Source organism: Pseudoalteromonas lipolytica (genome assembly GCF_003515105.1).
Lineage (GTDB): Bacteria > Pseudomonadota > Gammaproteobacteria > Enterobacterales > Alteromonadaceae > Pseudoalteromonas > Pseudoalteromonas lipolytica.
Window position 1 is genome coordinate 109,103 of record NZ_CP032092.1, and the last position, 22,345, is coordinate 131,447.

Sequence of the window (22,345 nt, forward strand, 5' to 3'; positions counted from 1 at the left end):
TGAATTCGCCACTTATTCGAGATTAATTATTTCAAAAGTGCGCGTTATGGAATCGGACTTACTATGGTCTTAATCGAAACATAAAGAGAACCGAAATGAATAATCAAAACGAGACTATTACTTCACCCTGTAACAAGCCTCTTCTTGTAGTGCTTTTTAAAAGTAAAGAAGGTATTGAGCAACGAGGCGTTCAATGTTACGAAGGTGTCATGACTTTTAAAGAGCTGGTGGATCACTTTAAAGCAGAGAAAGGCTCTGAGGAAATTGGGGAAGTAGATAAGAAGCAACGTGACGTAGATACAAAGCGAGTAAATGGATTAAAGCAGTTCTGGACTACATCCCAAGGGACTGTATTCCCAAATATAACGCTTTTTGCTAACTCCCTCTCATTAAAAAACTCAGTAACTGTTGGTAATAAGCTGATAATTGAAGCGACCTTGGAAAAGAATGCAGATAGATTTATAGCAGACGGACAAGGCCGACAAGCATTCATTGATTGGTTATTATCTGATGAAAGCAATGCAGAATTTGAAGATCATACTATTAGTTTTAAATTAATAGTAACGCAAACAGAAAGTCTATCTACCCCAAAAGCCGTACAAATTATTCGACAACTTTTTGCCGATTATCATGTGAAGTTAACCAAGCCGAACTCTTCTATCAGTAAGCATTTTGACAATAGCACTGTGTTAAGTCGTTTAATGAATGACTATTTAGCACTACAAGTAGATTCCTATTAGCTAAAAAGCAAAATTGCTCTCCATGGAAAAATAAAAGCAGGTCATATTTGGACATTCCAACAATTCACTACAATGATGCAAAAGTTCTTAAACTTAACAAATAGCACTGCATCAAAACAAATAACAGATGAAGCTCAATACGAAGATGCCCTTAACTTATGCCGAAGCTATTTAACCTGCATTTTCAGATTATTACCAATTGAGAACATTACGAGCACTCAAGACCATGAGAAGGCAATGTTTACACGAGCAATTTTTGCAAATGCACTGGGCTATGTAGGTCGTTCATTAATGGATGAAATGTTATTAGATAATTCGATAACGTGGGAACGAATCAATCTAAACGGCATACCTATAGAAGATAAAAGTGATTCTTTTTGCCTTGAGGCTAACGTGACTATGAAAGATAAAGGCACAGTGAACTACCCAGCGACATCGGTTCACTTTGATCACAGGGCTTCTACAGTCTAGCTTAACAGCTAGGCTGCTTCTTTTTTCTCAGATCCAAAATCCAACTTCGATAATTCGAAGACTTTCGTTTTAACAGATTGTTTCTGCTGAGATGCGGGTGTTACCCTTGCGACGATTCCAGCCGCAATTATATCTAATTCACCTGTACTAGCTATGCTTTTAGCAGCAGCTAGATCGCGGCTTTGATACGCTCCGCAAGCCGTACAAGTAAAACGCCTATCATTCAATGTTAAAACATGGCGTTGCCCGCACTTCGAACAAATTCCAGTGGATTTTTCAAAACGACCTATTTCATGATAGAGCTTGCCTTCTATCTCAGCTTTGTACTTTGAAAGCTGAGTGATCAAACCCATCACGTTATCTGCAACCATACTACCATTGAACTTTTGCATCGCTTTTACGTTTAAATCTTCGAACACTAAAATATCATTTTCATTGGTTATCTGTCGTGAAGTTTTGTGCGCAAAGTCCAGCCTTTGCCTTGAGATTTTTCCGTGTAATTTATTGATGCGTTGTTTTGTTTTTTGCCAGCGATTTGAACCTTTGGTTCGACGTGCAAGCTGGCGTTGCAATTGATTTAACTTCTCTATTGCTTGCTTTAAAAACTTCGGATTGTCGGCCACGAAACCGTTCGAACCAACCACCGTTTGCTTTGAGTTGATGTCAAAGCCAGTGATCGTTTCCAAAACTTGTTTAGCCGTTTTGCATTCCACTTCCTGAGTGATACTGCATTCCCATTTTCCGTGACGATATTGAACAGTGACGGTCTTAATTTTGCTCACTAGCTCACGATGCAGAACGATTGGCACTTTGCCGACCTTCGGAATACTGATAGCGCCATTTTCGATTCGAATGCAATTGGAATTATTGACGGCTCGAAACGAGTCGTTGTGAAGTTTTTTCTTTTTGTATGAGACTTTATGCTTTGGAAAGCGCTGCAAACGAACCTTTGAAAAAGCATTTTTAACAGCAGTTTCTAAATCGCGAGCAACCTGCTGAGCCGCTGCTGAATCAAAAGATTTAATCCACGCAAACTCTTCGAAAGGCTTTAATTCCTTAAGAAGCGAGGCCATTTCTTTGTAAAACAAGAACGTCTTATCGTACTCATATCGACGCATATTTTCAGACAACAACGATTCCAAATGCCACGCGCTGTCGCACCAAACTCAATAAGCTTAGCTTCTTGCTCTGGCGTAGGATTTAGCCTGTAGTTGTATCTGAGCGTCTTTTTCATACACTGTATAGACTACTGTATAAGGTCAAGTTGTCAAGTTGGAATATGAAACTAAATCTCACTGCAAATATTTAATTGCACTTCATTTAATTCTGGTAGTTAAGTACAGAAAACCTTTACTAAACGGAAATCTGGAATAGTGAAAATGAAAAGCTCACTATCATTACCATCGATCTATCAATTGAACGCTGTATAAAGCAACGAATAGCCCATAGAAGCTTACCATTAGTTTTGGAAAGTGGTTTTTTACAAGAGCCTATTACAAGTGAGCACATAAATTCATGGTGTGATGCATTCGATGAGGAAGATTACGAAGATGTTTCATTTCGACAACACCATGTCATTGTGAAGTCTTGATATGTGACAAACTTTATTCGTTAAGGTTCGTATATATCAACCTTAACCTTAGATCAGTATTTTACCAACCTAAGGCTTTATCATGCCTAAAACTAAGTATTTAGAGCTTTGAGTATCCTAAATTCACCTTAATTTGTTGATTAAACAAGCATATCAACCATCGAGTTAGTAAAACTCTGTTTTGTCCAAATCCATGAAAAAAAGCAAAAATCAGTAATTAATCTCCCCTTTTCACTCTATAGCCAAGATTACAATGACATGTATGTCAATTTAAAGAGTAAGTCACAATGTCACTAAAGAAAAAAATTACGGCTATTGGCCTATTAGCAACTGTAAGTCTTTTAAGCGTATCTTCAATGGCGAAATCAATTAATCCGAAAGAATTAAAACAAACTCTTTCTCAAAAAGGTGATATCGAAGGTATTCAAGAACTCCCTGTTGAAAACTTAATGCTAGTTAAGACTAAATCAGGACTAACATATTTTGTATCTAAGAATGGCCGCTTTGTCTTTCAAGGGCTGTTAATTGATACATGGTTTAGACGAACTATTGATGAGTTGAGCGAAGCAAGAAATGCTCACCGTGTCCCTCTTGAAAAAATGGGCGTAAAACTAGATGAGCTTGCAACACTATCATTTGGTAACCAAGACATACCTAAGCAAGCAACAATATTCGTTGACCCTAATTGCGGATACTGCCACGCCCTGTTCAATAAAATTCAGCAATCTCCAGAAAAGTACAATGTCGACTTTGTACTAACAGCGATGCTGGGCAGCCAATCTTTACTTGAGTCTAAACGCCTAAATTGCGCTGTTGATAAATCTAAAGCTGTCATCGACCTTATGAACAAGACAAAACTAGCAACAGAAATGAGAGAAGACTGCGATGCCAAGGCAGTTCAAAAAGCACCTATCGTTATGGGATTGCTTGAGGCTAGAGGGACCCCATTCCTAGTTCGTGAAGATGGTTTAACCTTTAATGGACTACCAAGCGATTTTGATGCGTGGCTTGAGATGGAGTAACTAGCAATGAAAGAAATCTTTAAAATCAGCTCAATTCTAGCCATAGCCTCATTATTTTCTGGGTGTTCAGCATTTACGATTGGTGAAGAGGAATTTTCATGTGCAGGTAAACCGGAACTTGGTCTCTGTAAAGGGCCGATGGAGGTTTATGAGTTAACCAACAATCAAGACCACCTTGAGCACATGATGACTGCAGAATATGCAAAAAACGAAGGTGAAAAAAAGTCAAATTCAGAAGGAAACCAAAAAGTCATTTACGTTAATAGTGAAGGGGAAGACATCACATACGTATATGAACCAAGAAGTTTGCGAAGACAAAACGCACAGGATTATGACAAAGCCAACATTGTTGGTATCGCTAGCAATGACACAATGTCATATTCGAAACAATCACACGATGAGTTAGATGACTTAAGAACTTTCAATTACGTTCCAAATGATATCGCGCCAGAGCCTCTCGCGGTTCTAGAAGAAGCTAAAGCAATGCGTATTTATGTTGCTGCTTGGGAAGACAAGTCTGGAGATTTGAATATTCCAGGCTTCGTTTATGTTGAATTACAACCAAGACGCTGGGTAACAGGCCATCAAGCTCAAATGCGCCCAAGTCGAGTATTACCATTTCAAACAATAAAGAAAAGCAAAGTAACAAGCCAAAGAAAAGAAACTATGGCCAAAGGTATCGATCCGTTGAGCATTTCTAGACCTCAGTCTGAGGCTAATAAGTAAAATAGGTGTATAGCATGCTGAATAAAATCCAAGAAGCTATCGAAAAGATATTGAATCCAGATATCGAAGAAACCCAGCAGAATTTTGCTGGCCCCCTTTGGCGAAGCATCATTGAAGATCAACAAAAGCTTCTCGGAGGTAATAAAGCCGCAGAATTAAACTGTGTAATGGAATATATTAAAGAATATCAAATGTTCTTAATGGAAGGCGGTTACATTGGATTTGTTATCGCCTGCCAACCAACTAACGGGGTAAACAACGAAATAAGAACAGCCTACGAAGGCTTTCTATCTGATGAGTTTCCTCACAACACATTAATTCAACTAAGCCTAGCTGCTTTACCACGAATAGATGGCTTTCTAAATGGTTACAGGCAACTACGAGGGAAGCGGATTGGTGGTGAAGACGGTGAGCTTGCTGATGCAATGAGCGAATCAGTAATTAATTATTACTCTAAAGCAAGAAAAGAGTCTCTTGATAAAAAATCAGGTATCCGGCCAAGAGATTTTGAACATTGGATCACAGTAAAAATCCCAGTTAAAAACTTTATCCCTTCCGATAAAGAGCTCAAAGAGTTCCTAGAGATAAAAGATAGAACATATTCAATATTCGAAGGGTTAGGCTTAGCCCCATTGATTTTAAATGATGAAGAATGGCTTTCAAGAATGCAGACTTTCTTCAATCACTCACCTAATGCGCTTTGGCGAGATAAAGTAAAAATCAACAAGCTTGTCCCACTTGGTGCGCAAATATTAGAGCAGGGCGGAATAATTAACCGTGATGAATATGGTCTAGAATTTTCATCTTTAGATGAGAAATCAAATGGATTTGCTTCAGTCATGACCCTCAAGCAAACACCCGATTACTTAAACTACGGTGATATTATAAACCTGCTAGGTGATTGGCGTTTTGGCAAGCGAACGGTTGCTTGGAACCCATATTTAATGACGCTTAACGTACAGTTACCAAGTATTCATTCTGCAAATGAAGAATTTGATCGCCGTAACAAATGGCTAAAAAAACAAGCAAAAGGAAAAATGCTGGAGTGGGTTTCAACCTTAAAAGACCAAGCACAAGACTACTTTGCAATTGAAGATGAACTTAAAAACTCCAGATTATGTAAAATTAGCCTTAATTTAATAATCCTTGGTGGAAGTAAGAAAGAAACATTCACGGCGACTAGGAAATTGCAGGCATTCTTCAAGCGTAAAGAGTATAAATTCAACATAGAAACAATTTTGGCACCTAGCACCTTCTTAAACGCTTTACCTCTTGGCCTTGATGATGAATATATAAAATTATCAGACCGGTTTGATGAATGGACGGCAAAAGGGGCTGTATTTTTATTACCACATAGCGCGAGTTGGAAAGGAAACACTTCACGGCCAATTCTAGAGTTTGTCACGCGCTTTGGGCAAATATTCGGTTTAGACATATTTGAAACAGATGGTTCCTTTAATGCACTTATTTGCGCTCGCTCTGGAGCTGGTAAGTCATTTTTCAATAATAAGCTAATCACTTCATATCTAGGCTCTGGTGTTAAAAGCCGGCTTGATGTGGGCAGCGATACTGACGGCGCTCAAGTGTTTGTTATTGACAAAGGTCGCTCATATGAAAACTTAGCAAGCCAGTATAAGAATGCTCAATTCATTGACTTCAATGAGAACATGAAGTTTTCACTTGATCCATTTGCAAATATTGATGACTTTTATGGCAAAGAAGGTCAAGCAGCCATGGTTCATTCCTTGCTGAAAGCAATGGCGTCAGAATCAGGTGATTTAAGTGACTACCAATCTACAGAAATGCTTACAGTACTCACTGAGCTTTGGAACCTTAAAGGGAAAGATTCATCAATAACAGACTTTTCTGAGCTGTGTGAAAAGCACCAAGATGTTGAAATAAAGAGGATAGGGCGCCAACTAAAACCATGGTGTGAAGGCGGTATTTTTGGAGACTTTTTTGGTAAGAAATACCCACCAATAAACTTCAAATCACGATTAATCGTTTGTGAGATGGATGAACTATCCTCGCAACCTCACTTATCACAATGTGTTCTGATGAGCCTTATCAACGCAGCTCAACATGCAATGTTTTTATCAGGTAACAAACAAAGAAAACTTTTCATTCTCGATGAAGCTTGGGAATACCTTAAAGACAAGCCGGGTAAAGTCAATTATCTAGCCGAGTTCCTTGAAACTGGTTGGCGTCGATTCAGGAAAACACGTGCAGCTGGCATTTGTATCACACAGAGCTTACTTGATGCTTACCAAAGCCAAGCAGGGATGGCCATTGTTAATAATAGTCCATGGAAGTTTATGTTGGCCCAGGAACCGGAAGCCGTTGATAAACTCAAAGAGTTAAAAGCGTATGATGGTACAGATCAAGACTATGATTTAATGAAAAGCGTTCATACTGATAAGGGCCATTACTCAGAAATCTTAGTGAGATACGGGCAATCGAGGGAAATAGTTAAGCTATTTGTAGATAAAGAAACCCAACTAGTTTACTCAACAGATCCAGATGACAGGGAGTTAGTAGACAAGTTTAAGTCTCAAGGTTATTCAATTAAAAAAGCTCTAGAGCTTGCAAATAAAGAGAAGGGTAGGGGGTAGTTACCTTTGTACACACACGTATATTGAAATAGTCTTAGCTTGCTCTTTCTGGTTGGACTAATAGAACTTAATTAAATCTGACAGTCAATTGTGTACTAATTGCTGACCGTGGGACTAACAAGTTTCTGTCCTGAGGCGGGTTATGTAATTAACTCACCTTTGCCCCTTTATGAGTTTACGTAACAGAAAGGTGTTTTTGCTTAATAGAAAATTCCCCAATATTTCTTAATGACTGGTCATGCAAAATCGATGTATGGTTTATCCAAAAAGCGTTTACTTTTAACATTTCTAGTTTAGTCACACATTTGCATACCTATTCCTGAGCAGTTGAGATAAAATCCGGTTGATTTTATCAAGTTGTGGTAATTCATAAGGTCACTAGCATATTACTAGTTGTTCAGAAGTAACGGAGTATAGTTTGACGCACGCTTGGCAAGTAGCAGCAATTATTGCGACTAAAAACAGGTCTGACTTGTTGAAAAATAGAGCATTACATTCAATCTTGAACCAATCTAGATTGCCGGATTACCTTATTGTAGTAGATGACTCACCAGAAAATGTTCAACAACAGAATCGATACATTGTCGAATCTCTAGCATTAAGTAACTGCCACAAACAATATCTGATAAATCAGCGAACTCAAGGTGCTAGCGGGGCGTGGAATACAGCTGTAGACTACCTGTGTGCACAGCAAGGTAAATATTTTGACTCGTTGTTTCTGGCATTTCTTGACGACGATGATGAGTGGCATTCTGATTATTTGGAACGCTGTTTAGCGACAGCTAGTATGAAAAACTGCAATATGGTCGCCGCTGGATTTTATCGTTACGAAAGCAATGACCAACCGCCTATTGAGAGTTTACCCCCTACGTTTTTAGATGAAGACCTATTCCTGAGAGGAAACCCAGGTATTCAGGGTTCTAACTTGTTCCTGTCTCTTGATATTATGCTGATGGCCGGTTGCTTTGATGAGCATTTAGTCAGCAGTACAGACCGCGATTTGTGTATACGCCTTTGTGAGATAGGGTCTCTTCAATATCACAGTATAGATGAAGTGTTGCTAAATCATTATGCAGATAGCTGCCGCCAACGTTTAAGTACACCAAATTCACCATCTAAGCAAAACGGTTTGTCTGCATTTTGGCAGAAGTACAATGGGCGGATGAATAACACACAGCATGACGCATTTCTTAAGCGTGCCCAGAACCTGTTTAATTGGCAGCCCAAATCACCCTTACTACCACAAGCAACATCAACGTCCGCAGTTCAATTTGGACTAACACTTGGAGTTGATTTAGGAAATATCTCCTTTGGTCAACTAAAGAATCTCATCATTAAAATTCACCAAGTAGATCAGCAGAACTTAGTAGGTTTTAACCTGATCTTGACCGCAGTAACTGAAGTATTGAATCTGAATGATTTGAATACATTTCTTGAATTTTTGGGAAGTCAGGGTATCACGTATTACAACTTATGCGATCAGCAAACATGTGTTGAAACGGCTACTGCAATTGTTGCCCAAGAGAACGTCGGTCATAGCGCATGGGTCTTAAAAAATAGGTGGCATCAAGAACAACTAATGGATAAAGGTGATAACGATACTTTAACACTGTTAAGCCGGCTAGGCGCTTATCAGTTGAACTGCGTTACCTTTGATGATCAATTTAAAAAACAACAAAAAGAACTCGTTCAAAGGATAAAACAGTGCCGTGTTGAGGTTGCGCAATCTCGAATCTCAAAGCTATTTTGTATCGATGATCTGAAATTGCTTGGCACCGGTTCGGAAGCCATTGTAATGACCGATGGTAAACGAGTTTTTAAGTGCATCGATTACTGGAAAACTCGTATACCTACTAAGCAAATTAAGTTCCTACAACAGAGCTGCTCAAAATGGCATGACCTGCCCGGTTTATATGCTCTGAACGAAGTTTTTATCAATGGAACAAGCTTAGTCCTTACTTATCCTTACGAGGAAAGTATCCCATATCAAGGTGGTGACAGTGAACACGTTATTAACCTGCTTCACAGTTGCAGCAAAGCGGGTATTGTTTGTAATAATATCCATCCTAAAAACTTGATTAAAACCAAGTACGAGGTGAAGTTGATAGATTATGGCTCAGATATTCGACCATGGAATGAACTCGGTTTTGAACATATGGCACGGCGAGCATATCTAGCTATACATCATGCAGATAATCCTCGCCTTAAATCCTTAATGCGGCAGTCATTGCAAACTATAAACATGCCAGAAATGCAGGGTTATCAAGTTTTTCGCCAACGATTAGCTGGTATTGACTGCAATTTAGAGCAAGCAAATCGAGCGAGGCTCTCTCTGGCTCCGTCAGGGCCAGTAACTCCTTTTGTGCTGACCATTGGTGTCATTACCGGAGATGCCTATAAATTGTTACCCTTGCTTAACAGCATTGCTGAACTAGAACAATGTAGTTACTTGTCCGAGGTAAACACTATCGTACTTTGTAACGGTTGCTCAACCAGAATCGTTGAAGATGTTCTTATGCATAGCAAGCGTCCATTGAGCACCATAAGAATAATCAGCGAAACACAACAAATAGAAGATACGGAAAATGGCTTATTCGGTCGATGTTTCACTAGTCGTCAGGCTGGGCAGGTAGGTATTGCACATGCTCGCAGTATGCTACAAAAGTATGTTGGTTTAGAGTGTGAAACGAAGCCAGGTAGCGTTGCTTGGATCCTTGATGATGACATGCGTTTAGATGCACGTGCGAAACAATACCTCCCTTGGTTACCAAGATTTAGGCAAAATGGTATTGATGTTGTTATTGGGCAATATGAAGGTTCCTCACCTAATCCGCCATTAAATGGGTTACGTGGTCAGTTGTTGGATCTGCTACATAACTTACGTTGGTTAGAGACTTTATCGAACGATATTGAACTTCCAGATCGAAGCAGTGAGAATACTATTCTTCGCACCAAATACCCTGATTATTACTATGATCTATCACGCAAACACTCAGGTCATGTTGAAGCCCCATTTTGGATTGAACCTGCTTATGTTGGTGAAACTGTAGCGGAAGCACGTGCTCGTTTATTTGCTTTTGCACCAATGTTAGTCACCGGGTTCCCGCTTACTCGCGGTATCATCCCGTCATGCACTGAAAATCCATTAATGGCCGCGAAAGACACCGTTAATCGCGGGGGAAATACCTTTGTTTTAAACCCTAAAGCGTTAACACAAGTACCCAACTTGATACCAATAATAAATGATCGTGAGGCCCGCCGTTCAGATATGCTTTGGGCAATAGCCAACAAGCATCATAATCGGCTGAACATTAAAAGCGCACCATTCCCTGTACAACACACTGGCCGTGTGCAAAATGAGAAAATATTAGATTTGGAGAAAGTACAGGATGAAATTATGGGTTCAGCGTTGTATGCAGGTTTACAAGAATTCTTGTCAGCAAAAGAACAACATAACCTGGTTTTTAATCCTGATGAGATCTCTGACGTCTGGCAAGCAACCAGAAATGCACGCAATACCCGTCTTGCACGCTTAACACTCAGTTATTACAGGATTAATGGATTGGCACAGGCGTTGTCCAAGTATCCAGAGCTTACTGAACTGAGTGAATATCTTGCACGCTCTTTTAATTTCAGTGCAATTGAGAAACTAAAAAATCAGGTTGAGCAAATGAATGAGCATCATATTTGCGATTTTTTAAACCAAATAGTGCCGCAAAGTGCCCGCTTTGCGAATGCGCATAAGAACACTTTTGAGATAGTTGAATAAAAAATGCCTTATAAAATTTACTGTGAGCTCCCTACACTACACGGTACATTTCGAATGTATGACACTGGCAATGAGTTGTTAAGAGTGGTTACCTTTGGCGATATCAACAACCTAGGTAGCAAGCCTATGGTAAGAATACACTCTTCATGCCTTGCCTCAGAAGTATTTGAAGCTCGAGATTGCGACTGTGCAGACCAATTACGCGAAGCTATGAAAGCCATGGCTCATGATGGAAGTGGAATTATTTTTCATTTACATCAAGAAGGAAGGGGGCAAGGTCTATCTAAGAAAATTCAGGCAGTGTACAAAATGCAGGCGGAAGCCCTGGATACAGCTGAATCATTTCAAGCTATGGGCTTAGACCAAGATATTCGAGATTACGGGCCAGCGATTAGTGTACTAAAAAAAATGGCCATCGAAGAAGTGCGCCTAGTCTCAAATAATCCGCGAAAACGAAGTGCTTTAGAACAAGCTGGTATTGCGGTAGAAGTTGTAAATACACATCCGCAAGTACGCCCTGAAAACGCAGGCTATTTGCAGAGTAAGAATGATAAATTGGGGCACTACCTGCCGTTAAGTGTTGAGAATGATAATTCCAGTCCAATTCATTTTTATCATTCAGACCAAACATGGGGAGAGTTTTCCAACTTTTCACAACATGCCGTATATATACAAGGCAAAATTTGGCGAACAACCGAGCACTTTTATCAAGCACAAAAATTTACTGATCCAGTACTACAGGAACGTATCCGCACAGCTGCGAGCCCAATGTTAGCCAAAGAAATAGCCAGTCAGTTAGAAGTAAAACACCTGCAAGAAGACTGGTGTAACAAAAAAGAGAAGGCGATGTGGCAGGCAATAACAGCGAAGTTTACTCAACACCCTGAACTCAAAGAATTATTGTTATCGACAGAGCAACGTAACATAGCAGAACATACGAATAATGATAGTTATTGGGGGGATGCAGAAGATGGCTCTGGATTAAACCGGTTAGGTGAGTTATTGATGCAATTACGTAGTCAGTTACTGGATAGCCAAGAACAGAAATTATGTGCGGAATAGCGCTGCTCTATGGCGATACTGCAAAGGATAAGGTATCTGCCACATTAACCAAACTTTCTCATCGAGGGCCGGATGATCGGCACTGTTGGATAAATGGACAACTAGCTATAGGGTTTGTCCGTTTGGCTATAAACGATGAAAGCACGTCTGGGCGACAACCATACAACGCTGGTGAAATGATTGGCGCAATTAATGGTGAAATATACAATGCTGATGCTCTTGCTAAACAATATCACCTCACGTTAAAAAGTGAGTGTGATACACATGTCGTCGTTCCTCTATTTTCTGAAATAGGTAATCAGGTCCTGGCCGAGTTAGATGGATTTTATTCAGGTGTAATCTACCAATCTGATACGCAGACTCTTTATCTATTGCGGGATCATATAGGGAAAAAGCCCCTATTTTATGGACGAGCAGATAATAACTTATTTGTTGTAAGCGAGCTCAAAGCACTGCAAGACATTGAATGGTTTGAGCAAGTCCCATTGGGAATTAGCCAGTTAGAGTTAACTTCTGGAAAGTTAACTCTAATAGCAGAGCACCCAGAATTAGTCACTACAAAGCTTAATCTTGCTATGGCAATGGAAAAAGCGGTGATTAAGCGTTTACCAAAGCAACCTGTCGGTATTTTTCTTAGTGGTGGTTTGGATAGTTCAATTATTGCAGCTTTAGCACATCAATATCATAAAAATATTACTTATTTTGTACTGGGAAATCCTGATAGCCCGGATGTAGTAATGGTTAAAAAGCTTGTTAATCACTTGGGAATAAAGCGGGTTAACTATATTCCACTGCCAACGGAACAAGAGTTACCTACTTTGATTGCCAAGATAGTACGCGCAACTGAAAGCTACAACCCATCGTTCATTAGCAATGGTTTAGCAACCTACTTATTAGCAGATTCAGCACATAAAGAAGGATTAAAAGTTGTCCTAACCGGAGAAGGTGCGGATGAGCTTTTTGCTGGGTATCACGAAATGCTATCAGAAGATGAATGGCAATCAATTCGTTCAAATCTGATAAATGATATGCGCTTTACTGAGCTACGTAGATTAGATAAATGCAGTATGGCGAATAGTATTGAAGCTCGTTGTCCATTTTTGGATCGGACGGTGAAGAGTATCGCTGATACCTTAGAGCACAAAAATTTTTATTCGTATGGCCAAAATAAGGTGGCACTTAGGGATACCTTTGGGCATTTATTACCAGTTGAAATTGCTGATCGCAAGAAAACTTCATTTGATGTTGGTAGTGGCATCCGCAAATTAGTCGTGGAGTACTTAACTCGTAACACTAATACAGAAATCGTCGAGCTAAAGAAAATTTGGAGTCAAACATTTACAAACAACGCTGACAATTCTTACTTTTTTAGTTACCCAACATTCGATAACGTTATTGCAAAACGTGGGGGGTTCCACAGATGACAGTACGGTTAGCCCAACAAATATTGCTCGAAAAGTTTCAACGAGAGCCGTTTCACAACTTCTATTTAATCAATGATATTCAGCCTACTACCGGGGTATACGGGGGGACCTGTTCAGATAAGACTCTGAGTTACTTAGAAGCAGTAAAAACTGCGGGGCTAGATGCGCATTTGCATTCTGCACGGATTGGAGGGAAAGAAATCCATCGACTGGTGAGACTTGAAATAGATAATCAGCGCTATTTTGCTGATATTGGAAATGGCTGGCCATCTATTCATCTCTTCCCTGTGGATACACCAATTGAGTATGAGTGTTACGGCATGACTTATAGAACAAAAATAAAAGATGGTGTTATCACTGTGTACCACAGAAAAAACGGCGTCGAAAAGCAACAGATGGATATAGATATTGCAGAAAAATCGGATGCGGAAATCCGTCAAAGAATAGCTAATCGTTTTTCAGCCAATATAAATTATCCATTTAGCAATCAGCTGAGATTTTCAATGATTGTTGGTCAACGTTTTGTGTTTATTCGTGACACTCAGCTAGAAATATACAGTAGTGATGGTTACGAGGAAGTAACCAATATCACTAAAAGTGACATAAAAACAGTGATAATGAAATATTTTAACTACGATATCTCACCACTTGAATCATTCATTTTTAATAAAAAAGTTAACATATAAACAACGAGTAGCCCTCTATTATGATTAGTAAAGTGAGACGGAGATAATGAATGTATCATCGATAAAGTTGCATAACTTTATAGTGTTAAGTAGGCTGTTTTATCTTCTGCTTTGCCATTTTCTTGAATCTCATGCTATGCGACAAGCGGTGCCTTATTGCATTATGGGATACCAAAAGTTATCGATAGACTGGAAATTGGCACGTTGTTGTAACTCGGAATTGTCCAACTTCAAGTTCATCGGATCTTGGTCGGCACATTTATGCCCGTTTCTTGATAGAGTCGTTACTCTGTTCAGATTATTGTACTGAGTATTAAAAAACATTGTTTGTTATTAGTTTCAAGCTGGTGTTTAATACATCCTCTTAGTGCATTCCGCAGCCTGATTCTTGCATAAAAGTTTGCTTAGCCAAGCGCCTACTCTAAAAAGTGGTTCAGACAAATCCTTTTATCGATTTATTTCCTCTACTTTTCAGCCTCTATCTAAATTTGCTTGGTGCTTTAAATGTTGAATAAACATCGAGATCTTTTTTGCCAATTGTTTTCTGGAAGCGTAAAAGATATACAAAACCAAATCTTCAGGCTCATATTCCATTTTTACTATTTCCAGAGAACCAGCATCTATTTCATTACGACAGAATTCGGTGGGCAGTATAGCAAACCCCAGAGCAGCTAATGTGCCAGATTTAGCGAGATGCCCGCTATTGACCTTAAATGAAGACTGTACTTTTTGAGTAATAAGCTCACCTTTAGTATTTTTGAAAACCCAAGGTGCTCCATGTAACGCAGTAAAAGTATTGATACATGGGACGTGTTTCAAGTCGGTAACCTGAAAAGGTCTGGGAGAGGTCTTTAAGAGTTTTGGGGATGTCACAACAGAGCTTGACCAACGCTTTATCTCCTTAGCTACCCAATTATTATCTTCGAGCTTTCCTCTGTGAAAACTTAAAATCACGTCAAACCCATCAAGTAAATCCTCTTTCGGGCTGATACTTGTATCGCAACATAGTGAAATTGAGGGATGCTTGGTACAAAAAGACACGACTGCTTGAGCTAAAGCAGGCGAGTCTGGCATTAAAACTCTAAGCTGCCCAACGACCTCATGAGAGTGCTGTGTCACTTCCTCAAGAGCATCATTAAGTTTGTCAAACAATGGCTGTGTGCGTAAGTAGAGATGTTCTCCTGCATCTGTTGGAGCGATTCGGCGTGTGGTTCTGTTAAATAGTCGTATATCCAGTCGCTCTTCGAGCAAAGCAACATGACGACTGATATTTGATGTAGGCAAACTTAAAAATTCCGCAGCACGTTTGAAGCTGTTGTTCTCATAGACACAGTGAAAACTTTTTAGCCACTGCTGGTCAATTTTATCAAGCATCTTATTTAATCCCATAATATTGGATTATCAAACCAATAAAGCACACTTTATTACCAAAAATAGGCCTATACAATACTTATCACTAAAGTTATATGAAAAGGTTTCCGATGAGTTGGTTAGAAAAACTGTTAGATAAGAAGAATATAATCAGTACACGTAAAGCTTCTATCCCAGAGGGAATATGGACTAAATGTCCATCCTGTGATCAGATATTATATCGCATTGCCCTCGAAGAAAATTTAGAGGTGTGCCCAAAATGCGATCATCATATGAGGATGTCAGCATGCCGCCGCTTAGACAGCTTTTTAGATAAAGGAGAGCGAATTGAGATCGCGAGTGAACTTGAACCGAAAGACTTTCTACATTTTAAGGATCTGAAACGCTACAAGGAACGCCTTGCTCTAGCCCAGAAAAGTACTGGGGAAAGGGATGCCTTAGTTGCGATGAAAGGAAAACTTATGGGCTTACCTGTTGTTGCCTGTGCATTCGAGTTTTCTTTTATGGCAGGGTCGATGGGCTCAGTTGTAGGTGCACGTTTTGTTCAGGCAGTTGAAGCTGCTGTAGATGCAAATTGTGGATTAGTTTGCTTTTCTGCCAGTGGTGGCGCTCGTATGCAAGAATCTCTGATATCGTTAATGCAAATGTCAAAAACTAGTGCTGCGTTAAATCGGTTATCCAGTAAAGGCTTACCATATTTTTCTGTATTAACAGACCAAACATTGGGTGGCGTTTCAGCGAGTCTAGCCATGCTAGGAGATATTAACATTGGCGAGCCGAAGGCAATTATCGGCTTTGCTGGACGTCGCGTGATAGAACAAACTGTTCGGGAGAAATTACCTGTGGGCTTTCAGCGGAGTGAGTTCCTCTTAGAGCATGGCTCTATAGACATTATTATTGATAGGCGTGAAATGCGCAAACGAATTGGTGGATTGTTGGCTAAAATGACAAATACAACTATTCCTTTAAATCCATAGCTTATAGGTACTGTGGCGAAGCAGAACTAGCCAACAAGATAAAGCTCATTCAAATGGGTTTAAAACATTTAAAGGTATTCAAAGTTATAAAGCCATTTATGCCCAAAACTTTCTTTCCATCGCGACCACCGCCAATAAAGGTGGTTTTCGACGTTTTGGATACGAAAATTACCTGAAAGCAGGATTCGACTATGTGCTGCCAGTCAGATGAGGCTAAAGCCTATGCGTCTAAGCTGTAATGTAAGCTCAAATAGGCTACCACACGAACAAAAATGTGTATTCACAGCTATATTCCATATAAGAAAAGTTAAAACTTGCCCAATTCAACTAAGCACTGCTTTCGAAGACCGCAAATTTCATTGAACAATGATTTATTAAACCTCACTCGAACAGCAAAACCATTACCATATGCAACAATACCTTGCGGTGCAGGTAGATACCATTTGTTCAGCATTCCCATATACAATGTAATTTGAGCTCTTTCATATAAATTTACTCCAGTATAGTTTCGAGACTTAAACTCACATACAACAAACCTAAGCTTTAATAGATTGAATAATAGGGCGTCTGGCATACCGACTAGATTCTTATTTTCTACCTTTATTGGTTTTCGTCCCCCAACATCACCACCAAGAAATAGATAATAAAGAGGCACTTGGAGCTTTCTCTTGACGCTATACCCTTTTGCAATAAGTACGGTCACTACGATAGAGAAAACTAGGAAAATTTGAATAATAAGTAACATATGAAACCTATAATAGTTAAAAACACAGCGCGTATTAGATTTGAACTTTTACCTGCCCGGTCGTGCTCTCGCGTACCTCTTTTAGCCTGTTTTTTATCGAATGCACCACCTTTAGCTTTCCTAAATAATTCTCTATCTGAGTAATAAAGGGCTAATTGGGAGACTGATATTGATTTTTTTTGGTTCATTTACACCTCCTTATGCCACTCATTATTTCACGCAAAAAAATTGAGGCAGAGATTAAAATCGAGAAAATTGAGTTTTTTTTGAATTCCAGCGCAATTGTTTAACCAGGGTTTAATGGAAGACATACAAACACTAAAACAAGGCAAAGCTGTGATTTATTTAAACCAAGTCGATCTAAAAAAACTGGTCCAAGAGCAACTATCTAAGTCTGGAATAGTTGATGCTTCTACGTATAGCTATGTAAATGAACTAAGCAAGTTGCTCTCTGATCACCGGCATGAAGCTCTATCTCTGGCACTTATAGGGGAGCTGAAGCATAAAGCTAATTACTTAACTGACTTAGCTGAAAAATCGATGCGAATGTATTTCATCCACTTTCTGGAAGATATTGTGATGGGAAGAAACTCAAGAGCTGCAGTGGACATCAAAGTTCGATGTGAATACTGTTCTGGGTTAGCATCACTTTCAGAATCAAAGCACATATTCAAAGGTAAAGATCACGGTTTAATTTATCTTTGTGAAAACTACAAATCAGGATGTGATTCATACGTTGCAGTGCACAAAGGAGATAACTTACCTCAAGGAACCCTGGCTAATGCCGGCACTAGAAGCGCAAGACAAAAGGCACACAAAATATTAGATGTACTTTGGAAAGAGTATGGTTTTGCAAGAGTTGATGTGTACAGACAGTTGGCTAACTACCTAGAAGTTAAACCTAATGATTGTCATATTGGTAAATTCACCGAACAACAGTGTGAATCAGCGATAAACTTTACGAAACTTATAATTTAATTATTCCACAATACCCGTTAATACTTTTGGCATTCCCAACCCATAGCCTTGGCCAAAACAAAAGCCAAGGCCTCTTGCTAATTCTACGTGTTCTTCAGTCTCCAAGCCCTCAGCACAGACTTTACATCCGAAAGACTCGTTGAAAGTCGATACGAATTTAAAAACCTTCTGGCAGTTAATATCATGCAGAGACTTAATACCAAAGTTTCCATCAAGCTTTATCATGTACACATCAAGCTCGCATAGCATTTCAAAATTAGAGACACCGGTACCAAAATCATCAATCGCAAATAGATACCCATTTGCTGTCATTGAATTGGTGTTCACCAAAACATCATTGAACATCTTGTGCGAACAGGGGCGCTCAGTAATTTCAAATATCACTCTTGTCATATCAATTTTGAATTTTCGAAAGTAATAATTAACCAATCGCTTAAAGCCCTCAGAAGCAACTTGGGCAGGTTCTAAGTTCACTGTAAACTTTACGTCATTAAACTTTGGATCACTTACATATGGCCTTATAGCTTCAAGGGTTAGCAAGGTTAGCTGATCTGATTTACCTGAAGAGATTACATCTATAACAAGTTCTTCAATTGAAATACTAGCAAACTGTCGCGACCTTAACAGAGCTTCATACATAACGACCTTATTAGTTTTAAGGCAGAAAATTGGCTGAAAATGAAATGTGAAACTTTTAAAATCAAATTCCGCCTGACGTATCGCACTCACATCTGATTCAATAATAATTTCTCGATTGTCAGCTAGCATAGTAACCCCTCGCATTAATACACTAACTCTATATCAACAAACCCAACCTAATACTTAAAAAAAAGATAAATTCAGGTAATAAATTACTAAACAAAGGTTAAACAATGAAAAATTGTTTAATTTTGCAGTTTTTTCGACATGCCCAACTATAAGTAGGTGCTAATTTGATGGGGATATTAACTAAGGAGCATATTGTATGAGTTCTACATTGAGCAAAATGATCGTGAAAATTAGCAGCGGTAATTCAAAACGAACTGTTGATGAACAGGTGAACGTGGGATACCAATTTATCTTGTTCGTGCTATTCATTTGTTTTGGTGCAAGCCTATATTTAATAGCTAATGCAGCAACATTAATTATTTTATTTAGACTTGTCGTTCCAGCTTTAATCTGCGGATACATTACAAAGTGCATTATTGATGTATTGAGAGGTGGGAAAGCCGCCAAACTTGAAGCGTCAAAGGAATTAGCGGCAATGCGAACTGGTGAAAATAGCTAACCTTAAGAGTTGTAACCTAGCACTTGCCAGCAAACAGGGTCTATTTTTAAAGGTTTTACTGTCGCACTCTCTAAATCGACATAAGAACCATGATGCGAAATAGATCCCTTTCTTAATAACTCCCACAAAAGCCTTGTTGCTTCCAGTACAACCTTTTTGTTAATTCCATACTCTTGTTTACGTAGAGCTTCTATGTGGCTACAAGAGTCCTCGTCAATATCAACAATAATCTCTAATTGGGGGTATAAATCAAACACATTGGGTAGCTTATTAATTTGCTCGTAAGCGTGACCTAAAATAATCTGACCTGATGCGCGTCCGTTACCCAAATCTAACCACATAAGTGATTTATTATAACGAGAACCACGATTATCATTAGCAAAAAAACGCCCCAAATCAGCACGAACCTTTGCTTTATCTACACAAGTAACCACCAAGTCATAGTTTCTATAATCAAATACCTCTGGCAGTAAACGCTCATTTTTATATTTCCAACTCAAATTGCCATATAAATTAAATCTTGAAACAAGTGTTTCAGCTTTATACATACCAACATCAACAGGATAAAATCCTTGCCTACCGACATTTGATTCACTCACTTTATCATCGTCATACACACTGATGTTTAAGTGAACTTGATGATTAGTGACCTTTCGCAATAAATAATCAAGTTGAAAACATTCTGATAAAAACGCAGATCCTGTACCACCCGCACCAATAACTAATACATTTAATGGTTTAGAAATCCACTCTGATGGAATTGAAAACGTGTTCATTTTTTAACCCTTTTAATGTGACCGGACATACAATGTGAAATATTCACAAGGCCGAGCTTAAAAACTCTCCCAAACGCATAAATCGATTTAACTCTCGCATTCTTACTTTTGCATTGCTTAGGCTCTTTGTGTTGGCTTTAGCGCTCCAAAATGCGAGCAAATTTTGCGTTGTTACAACTCCCTTTGCTTTAAGGGTCTTTTCGTGGTTTACGTGTGTGAAGTTTGAGGCCAGTACAGTTTTCTCAACATCATTCATGCATTCAGCAATTGATATGATCTTTTTGGGTAAAGTTGCATTTCCTTGGCAAACAACTCCATTCGAATAAATATTCATCAGTGGCGCATGATACAAATGCGTATTTTCATTGGGTCGTTGATTACTTGGCAAAGCAAACACAATTAATCCATTAGGTTCTCCTTGTTTACCTTTTTCCAAACAAAAAAGAAGGGCAGGGTAGATAATTGAAAATTCAGTCTTGGCGTTATGACTTCTATACCAAAAAATTCCTTTATGAGAAGGTTTGTGCCATACCAGCGCTTTACTGTTATTTAAGATCACATTGCTTGGCAGCAGTTCTAAATCATCGGTCTTAGTTTCAATTTTTTTAGGTGAGAATTGTGAGCGCATTATTTCAATACATTCTGGTACATCAATGTATTCACCTAACTTCATGCCATCACTATCAATCATGTGCTTTGTTGCACAAAAGATATTGTTTGCAGATTGCCCATGAAATACAAGAGCAACCTGTGGTGTATGATTATTCATTTTTATCTCCGAATTTAGAAGGTAAAAACAGAATACCCAACGATGATAAACGCGCTTAACTTGAAACTAAAACCCCTATTAACACATCAGCCATACGCATTTGCTTTAATGCATCCAGACAACGGACATCTGTTAGGTCAATTTTTAATTCGCCGTTTTCACAAGTGTCATTGAAGTATTGATTTAAGTTATTTAAAGCCGCTGTATCATTAGCTAAATCAAAACTAATAACACGTAAATCCGAAACAATTACATCAGAACAAGTTTCAAAATAATTAACCAAATCATATTGCCAATGAGAAAGTAATAGCTCACTAAGGACTTTCAATTTATAAGCGAGTGGATGAGATACAAGGGGGTTTTGTGTATCAGACCAATTCTGTAACACAGCTAAAATATTGTTGAGACTAGTTTTCAAATCATCATAGAAAAACAGATCATTAAATAAACCGTCATTATGAAGGTCAAAGTTAAACTCTATACAGTCTTTTAAACTAAATATCAGGCTATCAATATCACCATACATATCAATAAATTCTTCTGCCACTCCTGAGTGATGTTCATTAAGAAACAAAGCCAATTCTTCATCTTCAAGCTCAAATACAGACTCTTTCAATGCATTACGACTTTCAGAACTTAGATCTCGTACATATTCCATCAATTCCTGATCAACACTGTGCGAGTACATCAAATCGAGCGATGTATTATAAGTACCAATACAGGCTAAAACATTGATTAAATTCACTGTCAGATCTCTTAATGGCTTTGGCTTATCTTTTAAATCAATATCAAGCACAGCCAGACCTTGACCATACGTAAACTTCAAGTAGGCATCTGGAGATGAATAATAGGTATATTTAGAAGCCTCAAAGAACACAGATTCAATGTCTAGCTCTACAGTCCTAGTCATAAAATCAGCAATTTGTTCATTAGTTGATAACCCAAACTCTTTGAGCTTACTTAACCAAAACTCTTTGTAATCACTGAGTTGAGATTCAATTGCGTTAATAGTTAAGTCATGTAGGTCTTTAAGTGCCAAAGCCTGCTTGACTGTATTCACTTCACTCGTTAGAACACTTTCAAGCAACTCATCGGCTAATGAATGCTTTTGAACCCCTTGTAAAAAAGGTTTCCAAGAACTCCAGTCATCTGCCAAGGTTGTCAAATGGCCTGCCGCTAAAAGGGTTTGCTCATCTATTTTTTCTTTTGCTTGAGGCGTTATCATTGGGACAACACCGTACAGCTGTTGATGTGGAAGAGCTACATGAGCGGGGGTAACCACTTCCCTTTGTAAGGGCATGGCTGCTTGGGTAAGCGACCAAGCTCCAATTTCCTCTGTACGTGAGATGAACATTCTTC

At 38.8% G+C, this 22,345-nt stretch carries 20 protein-coding genes and 1 pseudogene; 13 read left to right on the plus strand and 8 right to left on the minus strand.

Features of this window, described 5'->3' with window-relative positions; genetic code table 11:
- Nucleotides 1-95 precede the first annotated feature (95 nt).
- Both D0907_RS20370 and D0907_RS20375 read left to right on the plus strand, forming a co-directional pair.
- Entirely contained in the window at nucleotides 96-740 is a 645-nt protein-coding gene (locus D0907_RS20370) for a DGQHR domain-containing protein (RefSeq protein ID WP_118845484.1), read from the plus strand.
- A gap of 72 nt (nucleotides 741-812) precedes the next feature.
- Entirely contained in the window at nucleotides 813-1,211 is a 399-nt protein-coding gene (locus D0907_RS20375; protein ID WP_118845486.1) for a hypothetical protein, read from the plus strand.
- Nucleotides 1,212-1,219: 8 nt separating this feature from the next.
- On the opposite strand, the gene D0907_RS20380 is transcribed toward D0907_RS20375, so the two are convergent.
- Both D0907_RS20380 and D0907_RS21185 read right to left on the minus strand, forming a co-directional pair.
- Nucleotides 1,220-2,341: an RNA-guided endonuclease InsQ/TnpB family protein gene (locus D0907_RS20380; RefSeq protein WP_244223182.1), complete on the minus strand. Its 1,122-nt coding sequence runs from the start codon at nucleotides 2,339-2,341 to the stop codon at nucleotides 1,220-1,222.
- Nucleotides 2,260-2,445, minus strand: coding sequence for a helix-turn-helix domain-containing protein (locus tag D0907_RS21185; RefSeq protein ID WP_244223183.1), 186 nt, complete (start codon nucleotides 2,443-2,445; stop codon nucleotides 2,260-2,262). The genes D0907_RS20380 and D0907_RS21185 overlap by 82 nt, the downstream gene beginning before the upstream one ends.
- Before the next feature lie 38 nt (nucleotides 2,446-2,483).
- Between D0907_RS21185 and D0907_RS21280 the strand changes: the two are divergent.
- The 8 genes and pseudogenes from D0907_RS21280 to D0907_RS20420 all read left to right on the plus strand — a co-directional run.
- Nucleotides 2,484-2,579 (plus strand): annotated as a pseudogene (locus D0907_RS21280) (IS200/IS605 family transposase); the annotation flags it as partial.
- Nucleotides 2,580-3,089: 510 nt separating this feature from the next.
- Entirely contained in the window at nucleotides 3,090-3,824 is a 735-nt protein-coding gene (locus D0907_RS20390) for a disulfide isomerase DsbC N-terminal domain-containing protein (RefSeq protein ID WP_118845488.1), read from the plus strand.
- Between the two features lie 6 nt (nucleotides 3,825-3,830).
- Complete coding sequence (locus D0907_RS20395; protein WP_118845490.1) at nucleotides 3,831-4,550, plus strand: TraV family lipoprotein; 720 nt, start codon at nucleotides 3,831-3,833, stop codon at nucleotides 4,548-4,550.
- Between the two features lie 14 nt (nucleotides 4,551-4,564).
- Nucleotides 4,565-7,162 carry a TraC family protein gene (locus D0907_RS20400; protein ID WP_118845492.1) on the plus strand — a complete coding sequence of 866 codons (2,598 nt, stop codon included), beginning with the start codon at nucleotides 4,565-4,567 and terminating at the stop codon, nucleotides 7,160-7,162.
- A 418-nt stretch (nucleotides 7,163-7,580) separates the two neighbouring features.
- Nucleotides 7,581-10,931 carry a glycosyltransferase family 2 protein gene (locus D0907_RS20405; RefSeq protein ID WP_162898086.1) on the plus strand — a complete coding sequence of 1,117 codons (3,351 nt, stop codon included), beginning with the start codon at nucleotides 7,581-7,583 and terminating at the stop codon, nucleotides 10,929-10,931.
- Between the two features lie 54 nt (nucleotides 10,932-10,985).
- Nucleotides 10,986-11,993, plus strand: a complete 1,008-nt coding sequence (ribA, locus tag D0907_RS20410; RefSeq protein WP_162898087.1) for a GTP cyclohydrolase II RibA — start codon at nucleotides 10,986-10,988, stop codon at nucleotides 11,991-11,993.
- Complete coding sequence (locus tag D0907_RS20415) at nucleotides 11,981-13,417, plus strand: asparagine synthetase B family protein (protein WP_118845498.1); 1,437 nt, start codon at nucleotides 11,981-11,983, stop codon at nucleotides 13,415-13,417. Before ribA ends, D0907_RS20415 begins: the two co-directional genes overlap by 13 nt.
- On the plus strand, nucleotides 13,414-14,103 hold the full coding sequence (locus tag D0907_RS20420) for an arylamine N-acetyltransferase family protein (RefSeq protein WP_118845500.1): 690 nt from the start codon (nucleotides 13,414-13,416) through the stop codon (nucleotides 14,101-14,103). Before D0907_RS20415 ends, D0907_RS20420 begins: the two co-directional genes overlap by 4 nt.
- 471 nt (nucleotides 14,104-14,574) lie before the next feature.
- Here the strand turns inward: D0907_RS20420 and D0907_RS20425 are convergent, their stop codons facing one another.
- Complete coding sequence (locus tag D0907_RS20425; protein ID WP_208706595.1) at nucleotides 14,575-15,477, minus strand: LysR family transcriptional regulator; 903 nt, start codon at nucleotides 15,475-15,477, stop codon at nucleotides 14,575-14,577.
- A 107-nt stretch (nucleotides 15,478-15,584) separates the two neighbouring features.
- Between D0907_RS20425 and accD the strand changes: the two genes are divergently transcribed.
- Nucleotides 15,585-16,451: an acetyl-CoA carboxylase, carboxyltransferase subunit beta gene (gene accD, locus D0907_RS20430; RefSeq protein WP_055022421.1), complete on the plus strand. Its 867-nt coding sequence runs from the start codon at nucleotides 15,585-15,587 to the stop codon at nucleotides 16,449-16,451.
- Nucleotides 16,452-16,758: 307 nt separating this feature from the next.
- On the opposite strand, the gene D0907_RS20435 is transcribed toward accD, so the two are convergent.
- The gene (locus D0907_RS20435; protein WP_118845504.1) at nucleotides 16,759-17,196 is read right to left on the minus strand and encodes a hypothetical protein; all 438 of its coding nucleotides are present in this window, start codon (nucleotides 17,194-17,196) and stop codon (nucleotides 16,759-16,761) included.
- A 300-nt stretch (nucleotides 17,197-17,496) separates the two neighbouring features.
- Here D0907_RS20435 and D0907_RS20445 point away from each other — a divergent pair, with 300 nt between their 5' ends.
- Nucleotides 17,497-18,174, plus strand: a complete 678-nt coding sequence (locus tag D0907_RS20445; protein WP_118845508.1) for a zinc-finger-containing protein — start codon at nucleotides 17,497-17,499, stop codon at nucleotides 18,172-18,174.
- On the opposite strand, the gene D0907_RS20450 is transcribed toward D0907_RS20445, so the two are convergent.
- Complete coding sequence (locus D0907_RS20450; RefSeq protein ID WP_162898088.1) at nucleotides 18,175-18,942, minus strand: EAL domain-containing protein; 768 nt, start codon at nucleotides 18,940-18,942, stop codon at nucleotides 18,175-18,177.
- Nucleotides 18,943-19,138: 196 nt separating this feature from the next.
- On the opposite strand from D0907_RS20450, the gene D0907_RS20455 reads away from it, so the two are divergent.
- Nucleotides 19,139-19,441 carry a hypothetical protein gene (locus D0907_RS20455; RefSeq protein ID WP_118845513.1) on the plus strand — a complete coding sequence of 101 codons (303 nt, stop codon included), beginning with the start codon at nucleotides 19,139-19,141 and terminating at the stop codon, nucleotides 19,439-19,441.
- 2 nt (nucleotides 19,442-19,443) lie between these two features.
- On the opposite strand, the gene D0907_RS20460 is transcribed toward D0907_RS20455, so the two are convergent.
- Genes D0907_RS20460 through D0907_RS20470 form a run of 3 tightly spaced genes read right to left on the minus strand, consistent with a single transcriptional unit; the run spans nucleotide 19,444 to nucleotide 22,340 of the window.
- Nucleotides 19,444-20,217 (minus strand): PRTRC system ThiF family protein, encoded by a 774-nt coding sequence (locus D0907_RS20460; protein ID WP_118845515.1) that lies wholly within the window; start codon nucleotides 20,215-20,217, stop codon nucleotides 19,444-19,446.
- A 43-nt stretch (nucleotides 20,218-20,260) separates the two neighbouring features.
- The gene (locus D0907_RS20465) at nucleotides 20,261-20,986 is read right to left on the minus strand and encodes a hypothetical protein (RefSeq protein WP_118845518.1); all 726 of its coding nucleotides are present in this window, start codon (nucleotides 20,984-20,986) and stop codon (nucleotides 20,261-20,263) included.
- 55 nt (nucleotides 20,987-21,041) lie between these two features.
- A complete protein-coding gene (locus tag D0907_RS20470; protein WP_118845520.1) occupies nucleotides 21,042-22,340 on the minus strand; it encodes a hypothetical protein in 1,299 nt (432 codons plus the stop codon).
- Between the last annotated feature and the right edge of the window lie 5 nt (nucleotides 22,341-22,345).

Coding starts and splice junctions, on each gene's coding strand:
- D0907_RS20375 (WP_118845486.1), top strand. CDS start 813: ATGATGCAAAAGTTCTTAAACTTAACAAATAGCACTGCATCAAAACAA.
- accD (WP_055022421.1), top strand. CDS start 15,585: ATGAGTTGGTTAGAAAAACTGTTAGATAAGAAGAATATAATCAGTACA.
- D0907_RS20460 (WP_118845515.1), bottom strand. CDS start 20,217: ATGAACACGTTTTCAATTCCATCAGAGTGGATTTCTAAACCATTAAAT.
- D0907_RS20470 (WP_118845520.1), bottom strand. CDS start 22,340: ATGTTCATCTCACGTACAGAGGAAATTGGAGCTTGGTCGCTTACCCAA.
- D0907_RS20415 (WP_118845498.1), top strand. CDS start 11,981: ATGTGCGGAATAGCGCTGCTCTATGGCGATACTGCAAAGGATAAGGTA.
- D0907_RS20420 (WP_118845500.1), top strand. CDS start 13,414: ATGACAGTACGGTTAGCCCAACAAATATTGCTCGAAAAGTTTCAACGA.
- D0907_RS20425 (WP_208706595.1), bottom strand. CDS start 15,477: ATGCTTGATAAAATTGACCAGCAGTGGCTAAAAAGTTTTCACTGTGTC.
- D0907_RS20445 (WP_118845508.1), top strand. CDS start 17,497: ATGGAAGACATACAAACACTAAAACAAGGCAAAGCTGTGATTTATTTA.
- ribA (WP_162898087.1), top strand. CDS start 10,986: ATGTATGACACTGGCAATGAGTTGTTAAGAGTGGTTACCTTTGGCGAT.
- D0907_RS20450 (WP_162898088.1), bottom strand. CDS start 18,942: ATGCTAGCTGACAATCGAGAAATTATTATTGAATCAGATGTGAGTGCG.
- D0907_RS20370 (WP_118845484.1), top strand. CDS start 96: ATGAATAATCAAAACGAGACTATTACTTCACCCTGTAACAAGCCTCTT.
- D0907_RS20465 (WP_118845518.1), bottom strand. CDS start 20,986: ATGAATAATCATACACCACAGGTTGCTCTTGTATTTCATGGGCAATCT.
- D0907_RS20435 (WP_118845504.1), bottom strand. CDS start 17,196: ATGTTACTTATTATTCAAATTTTCCTAGTTTTCTCTATCGTAGTGACC.
- D0907_RS21185 (WP_244223183.1), bottom strand. CDS start 2,445: ATGAAAAAGACGCTCAGATACAACTACAGGCTAAATCCTACGCCAGAG.
- D0907_RS20390 (WP_118845488.1), top strand. CDS start 3,090: ATGTCACTAAAGAAAAAAATTACGGCTATTGGCCTATTAGCAACTGTA.
- D0907_RS20395 (WP_118845490.1), top strand. CDS start 3,831: ATGAAAGAAATCTTTAAAATCAGCTCAATTCTAGCCATAGCCTCATTA.
- D0907_RS20455 (WP_118845513.1), top strand. CDS start 19,139: ATGAGTTCTACATTGAGCAAAATGATCGTGAAAATTAGCAGCGGTAAT.
- D0907_RS20400 (WP_118845492.1), top strand. CDS start 4,565: ATGCTGAATAAAATCCAAGAAGCTATCGAAAAGATATTGAATCCAGAT.